At 42.4% G+C, this 11732-nt stretch carries 10 protein-coding genes; all 10 read left to right on the top strand.

What is annotated here, in order from left to right:
• Nucleotides 1-248: 248 nt before the first annotated feature.
• On the top strand, nucleotides 249-1244 hold the full coding sequence (locus IM509_RS01885; RefSeq protein ID WP_052277502.1) for a glycosyltransferase family 2 protein: 996 nt from the start codon (nucleotides 249-251) through the stop codon (nucleotides 1242-1244).
• 15 nt (nucleotides 1245-1259) lie between these two features.
• Nucleotides 1260-2006, top strand: a complete 747-nt coding sequence (locus IM509_RS01880; RefSeq protein ID WP_002743515.1) for a sulfotransferase — start codon at nucleotides 1260-1262, stop codon at nucleotides 2004-2006.
• Nucleotides 2007-2556: 550 nt separating this feature from the next.
• Nucleotides 2557-3501 (top strand): LysR family transcriptional regulator, encoded by a 945-nt coding sequence (locus IM509_RS01875; protein WP_052277501.1) that lies wholly within the window; start codon nucleotides 2557-2559, stop codon nucleotides 3499-3501.
• Between the two features lie 46 nt (nucleotides 3502-3547).
• Complete coding sequence (locus IM509_RS01870) at nucleotides 3548-5401, top strand: NAD(P)H-quinone oxidoreductase subunit F (RefSeq protein WP_052277500.1); 1854 nt, start codon at nucleotides 3548-3550, stop codon at nucleotides 5399-5401.
• Nucleotides 5402-5481: 80 nt separating this feature from the next.
• Nucleotides 5482-6207: a carbonic anhydrase gene (locus tag IM509_RS01865; RefSeq protein ID WP_072927083.1), complete on the top strand. Its 726-nt coding sequence runs from the start codon at nucleotides 5482-5484 to the stop codon at nucleotides 6205-6207.
• 78 nt (nucleotides 6208-6285) lie between these two features.
• Nucleotides 6286-7836 (top strand): NADH-quinone oxidoreductase subunit M, encoded by a 1551-nt coding sequence (locus IM509_RS01860; RefSeq protein ID WP_185237265.1) that lies wholly within the window; start codon nucleotides 6286-6288, stop codon nucleotides 7834-7836.
• 57 nt (nucleotides 7837-7893) lie between these two features.
• On the top strand, nucleotides 7894-9189 hold the full coding sequence (locus IM509_RS01855) for a CO2 hydration protein (RefSeq protein ID WP_012264895.1): 1296 nt from the start codon (nucleotides 7894-7896) through the stop codon (nucleotides 9187-9189).
• A gap of 82 nt (nucleotides 9190-9271) precedes the next feature.
• A complete protein-coding gene (locus IM509_RS01850; RefSeq protein WP_185237266.1) occupies nucleotides 9272-9976 on the top strand; it encodes a Uma2 family endonuclease in 705 nt (234 codons plus the stop codon).
• 573 nt (nucleotides 9977-10549) lie between these two features.
• A complete protein-coding gene (locus IM509_RS01845; RefSeq protein WP_128575262.1) occupies nucleotides 10550-11305 on the top strand; it encodes a DUF2232 domain-containing protein in 756 nt (251 codons plus the stop codon).
• Nucleotides 11306-11417: 112 nt separating this feature from the next.
• A partial coding sequence (locus IM509_RS01840) for an RNA-guided endonuclease InsQ/TnpB family protein (RefSeq protein ID WP_287716291.1) occupies nucleotides 11418-11732 on the top strand: 315 nt, incomplete at its 3' end.

Raw genomic sequence — 11732 nt, 5'->3', positions numbered from 1 at the left:
ATTCTTGGGCTGCCCATTTCTCCATTTTTTTGCTTACCTCCACCTTAATTCCTTCTTTCAAAACTATACCTATCAATCGTTTCCCCTTTTTTTAAGTTTCTTCTCTTTTTGTTAAGAAAGATCCGACTAATGGATAGCTTAATAAGGGGGGTATCTGAAAGTTTTTAACATCTACCTACTTATAATGGTATCATATTTGGTGATTTATCTAAATCACCATTGTTTTATAATTATGATTGGTAATTTTTATGCAAGAAAAAGAAGTCTCTGTAATTATTCCAGCTTATAATAGCGAACTATACATTGAAGAGGCGATTAATAGCATTCTAAAACAATCCTTTAGTCGCTGGGAAATGATTATTGTCAATGATGGTTCAACCGATAATACTCAAGCTATCATTGAAGAATTGATACTAAAAGATAACAGAATTAAATTGATCGTGCAAGAAAATAGTGGTTCTGCATTAGCAAGACACAGAGGATTTATACATTCTCAAGGAAAATATATTTATTTTTTAGATGCAGATGATCGCCCTAAAACTAATGCCTTAGAAAGATTATACTTAGCTTTAGAATCATGGACAGAAGCTGTTGCTTCCTATGGAAATATTGTCGAAGTTGATCTAAATAATAATAGGATATTTCAACCTAATTCCCTTGTGGAGGAACTAACTCCAATTGATCTGTTTACTCGCATTATTGAACGAGGTATATTTTCTATGGGAGCAGTTTGTATTAGACGAAGTTTTTTAACTTCAGAAGACTTTTTAACTCATTTAACCATTGGCGAAGATTGGTTATTCTGGTGTCGGTTAGCTACTAAAGGTCTTTTTGTATTTATCGGCGAAGATCCCATTATTGAAATTCGTCGTCATCAGACTAATAAAACAAAAATACCAATTTCTGAACTGGTGAAAAATTGGGACAAAGCTAGAGAAATTATTTTTACGGATCCGGCTGTTAGGCAAAAATTACCTACTAGGTTATTGGCTAAACATTACCAAACAAATAAATTTTATACCTATTATGATGTTATCAAACTATCTTGGCGATTACAAGCTTATGATTCAACTGTGATCTATCTGGGTAAATCAATGATTACTATGATAGAAAATCCTCTGGGATTTTTCCATATTACAGGAAGATTTAACCGAGAAATTTGGCGATATTTGCGTCATCTTGTCAATTCTTGGCAGATATTTATTGTAAAATATATCAGCAACAACCACCAGAGCCAGAAGTAAAAAGGATTAATAAAAATGAGTAAAACATTAATTATTGGTTTAGGAACGGGGAGATGTGGATCGCTTTCTTTATCTTATTTTTTAAATAATCAACCTGGAATTAAAGTTCTCCATGAAGGAGCAATTAATTACCAAGCCCATCCCTTGAAATGGTATAATGATCATGAAAATGTTTGGAAATGGATAGAAAATCTAGATAAACTTTCAGATTCAAACCAATATTTTGGCGACATTGGGATGTATTTTCTTCCCTATGTTGCTTTCTTAATTGAAAAATTTCCTCGCAGCAAATTTATTTGCCTGAAACGAGAAAGAGAAGCGGTAATTCACAGTTATTTGCAATGGACTCAAGACCATAATCCCTGGTATGAACATAATGGAAAAACCTGGAAAAAAAATGAAGTTTGGGATGCTTCTTTTCCTAAATTTAACGAGTCTGATAAGGCTAAAGCTGTGGGATTATATTGGGATATGTACTATGAAAAAATTGAAAAGTTAATTGAAAAATATCCTCAAAATATCTGTTGTTTTCAGACAGAATCTCTCAATGAGGTGAATAGCAGAAATGCCCTGTTAGATTTTATTGAATATGATGGAGATAGAAATCTAAAAGGACAGTATCATACTCATAAAAAAAGAGCTATCTTTGCTAAACTTCGCCGTAATTTTGCCGAGGTTAGTATTAGCTTAGGTAAACGGATTTTACCGAAGTTCGTTCGTCATCAATTATGGATTAAGTTTGCCAAGTTTTTTTATTATTAAAGCATAAAAGAAATGCTTAAAGCTTACTAAAAAAGTCCGATTCAAAACTCCAGAAAAACTCTGACAAACTTTTCAATTATTATCCCCACCTATAACCGTCCCAAAAGATTCAAAACCTGTTTAGACTCGCTGCTTAATCTCGATTATCTCTACGATTACTATAATCATTGCTGCCAAAAAGTCCAATTGTTCACTTCCAATAATTATTCCACAAAGTCCGACAATTTGACGTTTTCTTCGCCCTCGCCGTTGGAGAAGCTCGGCAATTTCGCGATCGCTGGTTAGGGTCTGGTTATCCCCTAGTTTATCTTGCCGCCGCGATCATTGATCCTGCCCATCACCTCACCCCGAGTAAATGCTGGCGACAACCTCAAGGGGTGACAAGAAGCTGAAAAAGGAGACTGGGAAAAAAGCTGATAGCTACAAAAGGTCTTAAGCGGCGGTTATATCTATTAAAGTCTATATTTATCAAAAAGTTAATTGACTAGAATCTATAAAAACGTTAGGATTTATTGTAACAAATAGTTGTTATTGAGGAGGGCATAGGAACTTGATACAGGCAACCCTGCACCAGTTAAGGGTTTTTGAGGCTACCGCTCGACACAGTAGCTTCACCAAGGCGGCCGAGGAGTTATTTATCACTCAACCCACCGTCTCAACCCAAGTCAAACAACTCACAAAAGCCGTGGGTTTACCGCTATTCGAGCAAATTGGCAAACGTTTATTTTTAACCGAAGCGGGTGAGGAATTACTGTTCACCTGTCAAGAGATTTTTGATAAATTGGACAACTTTCAGATGAAAGTGGCCGATATTAAGGGAACTAGACAGGGAAAACTGACTTTAGGCGTGATTACTACCGCTAAATACTTTGTGCCGCGATTACTGGGGGCATTCTGTCAACAGTATCCCGGTATCGACATCGCTCTACAGGTGACTAATCACCAGAAACTGCAAGAGCGAATGTTAAACAACGAGGATGACCTCTATATTCTCAGTCAACCGCCGGAAGAAGTGGAACTTTGTTCTCAGTCTTTTCTGGAAAATCCCCTAGTGGTGGTGGCGCGACGAGATCATCCATTGGTGGGTCAGAAAAATCTCCCCCTTGAGTGCCTCAACCATCAACCTTTTATTATGCGCGAATCGGGATCTGGAACCCGCCAAGCCGTACAAAAATTATTTAATCTCCACGATATTAAAGTTAAGGTGCGCTTGGAATTAGGCAGTAACGAGGCGATTAAACAGGCTATTTCTGGCGGTTTGGGACTATCGGTACTATCTAAGCATACTCTCATCTCGGAAGGGGAAAACGGAGAATTAGCCATCCTCGACGTGGAACAGTTTCCGATTCAGCGCAATTGGTACGTTTGTTATCTGGCCGGAAAACAGCTTTCCGTGATTGCCGATGCCTTTTTAAAATACCTGCTGGAAGCTAGTCAAACCATCCCCATTCATGCCCCGTTAAAAAATGGTCACAGCTTATTCGTGAGCCATTAAACCTTAAACTTTAATTCAGGATCATTTTTCTTCTTGAGGTGGTTATATGTTCGAGTCCTTCAGCCAGACTATCTGGTTGGTACCTCTTTATGCCCTTGCGGGCGCACTTCTCGCTCTACCCTGGTCTCCCGGTATTATCCGGCAAACTGGCCCGCGACCGGCCGGTTATCTGAACTTGATCATGACCTGCTGGGCCTTTTTACATAGCCTTTTTGCTTTGATCGCCGTTTGGGGTCGTCCGCCGCAATCTATAGCATTTAATTGGCTAAATGCCGCAGATTTAAGCATATCTTTAGATGTGCAGATTTCGGTCGTTAATATCGGGGCTTTATTGCTAATTACCGGCTTAAACCTCGCTGCGCAGGTATATGCGATCGGCTATCTAGAAATGGATTGGGGTTGGGCAAGGTTTTATTCTCTCGTCGCCCTCTTTGAAGGGGGTATGTGCGCCCTCGTTATCTGTAATTCGCTATTTTTCAGCTATTGTGTGCTAGAAGTTCTCACCCTCGGCACTTATCTACTGATTGGTTTCTGGTTCAATCAATCTCTGGTGGTAACGGGGGCGCGGGATGCTTTTCTGACTAAACGGATTGGCGATTTAATCCTGTTGATGGGAGTGGTGGCCCTTTTACCCCTGGCGGGAACCTGGAACTTTGACGAATTAGCAGAATGGGCGGCTACAGCCAATTTAAACCCCAATGTGGCTAATTTACTCTGTTTGGCATTGATTGCAGGTCCGATGGGCAAATGCGCTCAATTTCCCCTGCATTTATGGCTAGATGAGGCCATGGAAGGACCGATGCCGGCGACAATTCTGCGGAATACCGTCGTCGTTTCCACTGGCGCTTGGTTATTGGTGAAATTAGAGCCGGTGCTACAATTATCGCCCCTAACCCTACAAGTAATGATCGTTGTTGGCTCTGTCACTGCCCTCGGTGCGGGTTTAATTGCGATCGCCCAGATCGATGTCAAGCGCTCCCTTTCCTATTCCGTCAGTGCCTACATGGGACTGATTTTTATCGCTGTGGCCACCGGACAAACGGAAACCGCTTTAGTGTTACTCTTTACATACGCGATCGCTATGTCCCTGTTAGTCATGGTGGTGGGTAACATCATTTGGAATAATATCAGCCAAGATTTAAGCCAATACGGCGGTTTATGGTCCCGTCGTCCCGTTTCTGGCATTTGTTATCTCGTCGGTGCCGCTAGTTTAGTCGCACTGCCTCCCTTTGGTGGTTTTTGGTCATTGGCCCGCATGGGCGATCGCCTCGCAGAAGTCAGTGGTTTACTGTTATTAGTGCTATTGTTGGTCAATGCCTTAACTGCCTTTAGTGTCACTAGAGAATTTTGCGTTTTCTTTGGCGGTAAAATCAAACCAATGACCCTGCGCTCTCCGGAAGCTCTTTGGCCCTTAGTTATCCCCATGACTGTGACCATGGGTTTCGCCATTCATGTGCCGATTTTATTGGCACAATGGCATTTATTACCCAGTGACTTAAATCTGGGAGTGGCTTTTCTCTTGGTACTTGCCACTGCTGCCGGCGTAATTCCGGCAGCCTATATTTATCTAAATGAAAATATCCCCAAACCGATCGTTTTTCAACCCAAAGCCGTTCAAGATTTCTTCGCCAACGACCTTTATACCGCCCAATTGTATAAAGTCACCATTGTTTTTGTCGTCGGATTAATCTCGCAAATTATTAACTGGATTGATACCTTTCTGGTGGATGGCATCGTTAATCTGGTGGGATTAGCCACGGTTTTTGGTGGTCAGAGTTTGAAATATAACGTCTCGGGCCAGACCCAATTTTACTTTCTGTCGATTATTTTGGGGGTGGCTTTGATTGGTATTATCATCTGCTGGCCCCTACTATCACAAATTTCTCTAGTTTTCAGTTAAAGATTTGATAACTTAGGCTTTTCTTTAGCATCCCCGGCCCTGACAATAGGATTTGTCCTGATTAATGGAAACAATTACCTATGTTCAATACCTCTCGTCGCCAATTAATCCGTTATGGGGGTGGTTTTTTGGGAACCAGTCTAGCCGCCTCTGTTGTGGGTTCTCAGTTGTCCAAAAGTAACGCCCAAACCGCCGTTAATTCCCAGCCATGGCTAACGGCTCAAAATCAAGGATTGAACCCAGACCAGGCCTTAACTATGCTCATGGAAGGCAATCAACGTTTCTGGGAACGAAGACAAAAAAGTCCTAACCGCGATCAAACTCGACTCACAGAAGTGGCCGAAAGTCAAGCCCCCTTTGCGGCAATTTTGGGCTGTGCCGATTCTCGCGTGCCGGCAGAAATCGTTTTTGATCGCGGATTAGGAGATCTATTTGTTTGTCGGGTAGCGGGAAATTTAGCCACTTCCGAAGAAATTGGTAGCCTCGAATTCGGCACGTTGGTATTAGGAGCCAAGGTAATTGTTGTCCTTGGTCATTCTCGTTGTGGAGCGGTAAAAGCCACCATTGAAGGCGGTCGTTTCCCCGGACAAATCGGTCGTTTAATCGATGGCCTACAGGTGGGAGTTGATCGAGCCGAAAAACAACCCGGTTCCAACAAACTTGAGCGAGCGATTAAATCCAATGTTATCTATCAAGTAGAGAAATTGGGCAAATCCCCAGTCATGGGTGATTTAGTAGATAAAAAACAATTAAAAATTGTTGGAGCCTACTACGATCTCGATACTGGCAAAGTGAATTTAATTTAGTCAATTCCAGATTAGTCATCGTGTTGGTTGGCTAATCCTTTTCTCATCCCAGTCATTATAAATTTGATCGATACCAATATGCTCAGTACCCTGCTTTGGTTGCCAATAATTGGAGCAATTATCGTCGGTCTTTTCCCCGATAAATTTGCGCCAGCAAAATTACGTCAAATAACTGTCTTTTTTGTTGCCGCCGTCTTCTTGTGGTCTTTATATCTGCTGACTCAATATAACTTAACCAGCAGTGGCTTTCAATTTTCTGAATACCGCGAATGGGCAAAACCAATCGGTTTAAGTTATAACCTCGGAGTCGATGGTTTGTCCTTACCGTTAATTATTTTAAACTGTTTCTTGACAGGAATAGCTATCTATAGTACCGAAGAAAAACTAGAGCGTCCCCGACTTTATTACATCCTAATCCTCCTGATTAACGCCGGGGTTTCTGGAGCATTAATGGCCAAAAACCTGCTGCTGTTCATCGTTTTCTATGAACTAGAATTAATCCCCTTTTATCTGATGATTGCTATCTGGGGAGGCGAAAAACGTGGCTATGCTTCGATTAAATTTCTTCTCTACACTGCTGTCTCTGGGTTATTAGTCCTAGCGGCATTTTTAGGCATAGGTTTCCTCAACGGTGGTACTTTTGACTATTCCTCCCTCTCCACCGCCGATTTTTCCCCAAAAACCCAGTTACTGCTCTTAACTCTGCTGTTAGTGGGATTTGGCATCAAAATCCCCCTCGTACCTCTCCATACTTGGCTACCGGATGCCTATACGGAAGCTTCCCCCGCTACAGCAATTTTATTAGGTGGTATCCTCGCTAAACTCGGTACTTATGGCTTAGTTCGCTTTGGTCTGCAATTATTCCCGGAAACTTGGTCTTTAATCGCCCCCGGACTGGCAATTATCGGCGTTATTAGCGTTATTTACGGGGCCTTGAGCGCTATTGCCCAAAAAGACATTAAACGCATGGTGGCCTACAGTTCGATCGGTCACATGGGCTATATACTGGTAGCAGCCGCCGCCGGCACGGGTTTAAGCGTCCTTGGTGCCGTCGCGCAAATGATTAGCCACGGTCTCATTCTCGCCCTCTTATTCTATCTGGTGGGCATCGTCGAACGCAAAGCCGGAACCAGAGATTTAGACGTTTTAAACGGTTTAATGAACCCAATTCGCGGTTTACCCTTGGTTAGTGCCTTATTAATTCTCGCCGGTATGGCCAGCGCTGGTATCCCCGGATTAGTGGGCTTTGTGGCGGAATTTATCGTTTTTCAGGGTAGTTTCGCCCGTTTTCCCGTGCAGACGGTTCTCTGTATCATCGCTTCCGGTTTAACGGCGGTTTACTTTGTTATCCTGCTTAATCGCACCTGTTTTGGCAAATTGGATAATAAACTTGCCTACTATCCCAAAGTCTTGAAATCGGAAACTATTCCCGCTTTTGTCCTAATGGTATTAATCGTCTTTTTAGGTATTCAACCCAATTATTTAGTCCGTTGGATTGAACCCACCACTAACTCGATGGTTGCCAGCTTATCGGGGGAAGCAAAACCTAGTTTTGTCTTCAAAAAATCTCCGCAAAAGTCCTCAAAAACCAACTGGTTGAATCGGGGTAAATTTTTGAGTAATAGTTAGTTATCCCTTGCTGTTTCCGAATTATTGTAACCGCTGCTAATTACTTTACCTAAAACTATGACTGGGACATTAATCAAAGCCAAAATTCCCCCTTCTACTCACGAATTCGCCGACATTATCCATCGTTTAGAAGCGGGTGGCTCCATGTTGCCCGATACTCCCGAAAATCTGATGCAAATTATCGGCATTTATAAAGCTTATGCCGTACCGATGGATTTTTATTGGCGAGATCTGCTCTATATTGCCGAACGAGTTTTCCTCGATCCTTTGCCCTTCTTTAAATATTTTCTGCCCCAAGAATACCTAGACCTACAAAATCATTACGCTGGCGATAATGCCGATTTACGCATCTGGCGCGGTACGGGTTCCGCTCACCCTGAATTGTTAGAATTCATGGATAAAGGTAAAACCCGAAAAATGCCCAGATTAATCCATCATCTCTGGCATGACCGTATTAATATGGAATTTGCTGAAGCCTGTATGCAAGCCATGTTATGGCATGGCCGCGATATGGGTTGGGGTTTATTTGATGCCTATCTTGATTCAGAAGAATATCGCCAAAATGCCGACCGCGCTATTAAGGCCTATTTCAAGAAAAACCCCGTGATGATGAAACTTTATGACCTGTTCCCCGATATGTTTTTGGAACAGGTGCGGATGATGTCCTACTACTCCAATTTAGGACTATTCTGGGAAGTGATGGCCCCGGTATTTTTCGAGATGTCTGATATCTACGATGAAGGCGGCTTTAAAGGTGTTCCTGATGCCATGAATTTCCTCGTTAATGGCATTTTTGCCATCGCCGGGCGGCCGATTTATCATCACGTTTATATTGATGGTCAATGCTACGAAATTATCCCCAAATCAAAGGCTTTTACTTGGCTTTATGAAGCGGCTTTACCCTATGTGGAAGCGGTCTTTTATCGTACTGCTCCCTTCCGGGGTACAAAGTCCTATAATGCCCAAGCAAAACAGGTTCCCGACGAACAAAAAGACTTTCACTATGGCATTCTTTATGCGGATGTTTTCCCCGTGGGTACTGCGGGAATTCCCCCCACGTTGTTAATGGATGATATGTATCATTTTTTACCCCAATATCTGATCGATTACTATCAGCAACAATGCCGGGGGCAAGATGATATTTTGATTCAATTGGGCATTAGTTTCCAGCGATCGATGTATAATGTGACTTCGGCAGTTATTCAAGCTCTACGCACTGCTTTACTCTATCCCCTCGATGATCCTAATCCCAAACATTTACTGAAAAATCGTCAATTCTTTGAGGCACAAATGGACAGATTTAAACGCCCCGAAGCACGTCTTAGAGATATCCAAAGTCCTAATTATCGTTGAGGTTTTTTGCTTACTTTTCTGGTGGGTTTATAGCCCACCTTTTTTGATATAATGAGATGGACGACACCCAACCTCAAAAAAGATGACCACTTTTCCCATCATCGACAATAACGAGTTCTGTGCGGATGAGGTAAAATTTCCCCCCAGGGATATCTGGAGTGAGGAACCCCCCTTGGAAAGCTACGCTCATTTACAACAAATTCTGATTTTACTTCAATGTTTAGAATGGTTATGGCAAGATCGCAATGATTATTTTGCTGCCGCTAATTTGAGCATTTATTATAGTCCTAATCAGAAAAAATCTGAGGATTTTCGCGGCCCAGATTTTTTTGTCGTTTTGGGAACAGAAAGACGCTTGGATCGAAAAAGTTGGGTGGTTTGGGGAGAAGGGGGCAAATATCCCGATGTTATCGTGGAAATTCTCTCTCCTAGTACCGCCAAAGTAGATCGCGGCCAGAAAAAACAAATTTATCAAGATATTTTTCGCACTCCCGATTATTTTTGGTTCGATCCTGAAACCTTAGAATTTCAAGGATTTAGGCTAATGGAAGGGCAATATCAAGCAATTGAACCGACAGACAGAGGTTGGTTGTGGAGCGATCGCTTAGGCTTATTTCTGGGTATTTATCAACAACAATTACGCTATTTCAATAGGGAGGGTGAATTAATTCCTACCCCCGCAGAAGTGGCTAAACAGGAACGTCAAGAGAAGGTTTTAGCTTTACAACAAATAGAACAACTAAAATCTCGTTTACGGGAGTTAGGAGCCGATTTAGAAGGTATTTAGAGCCAGTTTTTTTCAGTGAAAATATATCTATTTTCCTGTAATTACCCTACCCCTCTCCCATTTAGAGGCTCTTCTCGACTTTGTGTGATAATTTTTGCTTATGGAACCCTGAAGTGCTTATTGGGCAAAACTTTTAGGACTATTTTGCGGATATTCTATCGGGATAGACCTCGTTTCCACACAGAAACCAGAAGAGCAATTTAGATAGTCAACAGCTTAGTATTTTTTGCCTCTTGCCTGACTGGGAGTCACAAGTCTAAGCTAAGAATAAGTAGGTAGGTGTTAAAAACTTTCAGATGCCCCCCTTATTAAGGGGGGATCAAGGGGGGATCCCCCCGCCTATCGGCACCCCCCTTATCAAGGGGGATCCCCCCGCCTATCGGCACCCCCCTTATTAAGGGGGATCCCCCCGCCTATCGGCACCCCCCTTATCAAGGGGGATCCCCCCGCCTATCGGCACCCCCCTTATTAAGGGGGGATTAAGGGGGGGTCGAACCCAAAATCCATCTTCAATTTAATTATAACCAGCTACTTAGCTGGCCAACCTGTCCCGACCACCGGATAACTGATAGAATGAATGATTCTAACGCTAATTCTCCCGCTCAATCCTCAGAAGAGACAATAGATGAAACCAATTGGGTGGACATGGGGGAAGAAGGGAAACCCCTAGATAAACCCACCCCCAAACCTATCCAACCATCTCCCCTCAAGTCTATCGCTACCCTGATCACGGTGGAGACGGCTTTTTTGGCCAGTGCTACCAGTTTAATCTGGTTAATTGACTATTATTTTCCCCTGGGACCTTTATTAAGGGTTTTCTTCCCGATTCCTATCGCTTTGGCCTATTTACGTTGGGGCGCTCGTTGTGCTTGGATGACAGCATTAGTTTCTAGTTTACTTTTGTCGGTGTTAATGGGACCGACTCGCAGTATTGTCTTTTTGATTCCCCACGGCTTGATGGGGGTACAATTGGGGCTATGCTGGCGCCGGGGTGCGCGCTGGGAATTTTCTATCTTGACTGGGGGACTGTTGGGGGCTTTTGGTTTATTCTTTCGTTTTTGGCTGTTTTCAATTCTTTTAGGCGAAAATCTCTGGTTATATGTGATTACCCAAGCGACTAATTTTATTGATTGGATTTTCACCTGGTTAGGGATTCTCGCTAAACCGACGCTGCTGCAAGTGCAATCGGTGGCAGTTGTGGGCATATTTGTCAATAGTTTATTATACTTATTTGCCGTACATTTAGTGGCCTTATTAGTTCTCGATCGCCTCGGTAATCCGATTTCTCGTCCACCCAAATGGGTGCAGGTCATACTAGATTATGAGTGATTATCTTGGTCAGGGGATCATCGAAAATTTGGGTCTGAAACCCCGTCGTTCTACGACGGCTTTACTGTTAAATATGAGCATCGTTTACGAAATATATGCTAGAATGTGAGACATGGAAAAAGCCTACTCGTTCCGATTTTACCCCACACCCGAACAAGAGTCGCTATTGCGGCGCACATTGGGCTGTGTAAGATTGGTTTACAATAAGGCACTCCATCTCAGAACACAAGCTTGGTACGAAAGACAAGAAAGAGTAGGATATACTGAAACTTCTTCAATGCTAACTGATTGGAAAAAACAAGAAGAATTAGAGTTTTTAAACGAAGTTAGCTGTGTACCTTTACAACAAGGGTTAAGACACCTACAAACAGCTTTTACCAATTTCTTTGCTGGTCGTACTAAGTATCCTAACTTTAAGAAAAAACAT

The organism is Microcystis sp. M31BS1, from assembly GCF_020245285.1.
GTDB classification, from domain to species: Bacteria; Cyanobacteriota; Cyanobacteriia; order Cyanobacteriales; family Microcystaceae; genus Microcystis; species Microcystis panniformis.
The sequence above is the reverse complement of the archived record's forward strand: the minus strand, read 5'-3'. Positions and strand labels throughout refer to the sequence as shown.

What these genes read in the sequence shown, in the direction of transcription:
- IM509_RS01885 (WP_052277502.1), top strand. Translation starts at nt 249, where the DNA reads ATGCAAGAAAAAGAAGTCTCTGTAATTATTCCAGCTTATAATAGCGAA.
- IM509_RS01880 (WP_002743515.1), top strand. Translation starts at nt 1,260, where the DNA reads ATGAGTAAAACATTAATTATTGGTTTAGGAACGGGGAGATGTGGATCG.
- IM509_RS01870 (WP_052277500.1), top strand. Translation starts at nt 3,548, where the DNA reads ATGTTCGAGTCCTTCAGCCAGACTATCTGGTTGGTACCTCTTTATGCC.
- IM509_RS01865 (WP_072927083.1), top strand. Translation starts at nt 5,482, where the DNA reads ATGTTCAATACCTCTCGTCGCCAATTAATCCGTTATGGGGGTGGTTTT.
- IM509_RS01860 (WP_185237265.1), top strand. Translation starts at nt 6,286, where the DNA reads ATGCTCAGTACCCTGCTTTGGTTGCCAATAATTGGAGCAATTATCGTC.
- IM509_RS01855 (WP_012264895.1), top strand. Translation starts at nt 7,894, where the DNA reads ATGACTGGGACATTAATCAAAGCCAAAATTCCCCCTTCTACTCACGAA.
- IM509_RS01850 (WP_185237266.1), top strand. Translation starts at nt 9,272, where the DNA reads ATGACCACTTTTCCCATCATCGACAATAACGAGTTCTGTGCGGATGAG.
- IM509_RS01845 (WP_128575262.1), top strand. Translation starts at nt 10,550, where the DNA reads ATGAATGATTCTAACGCTAATTCTCCCGCTCAATCCTCAGAAGAGACA.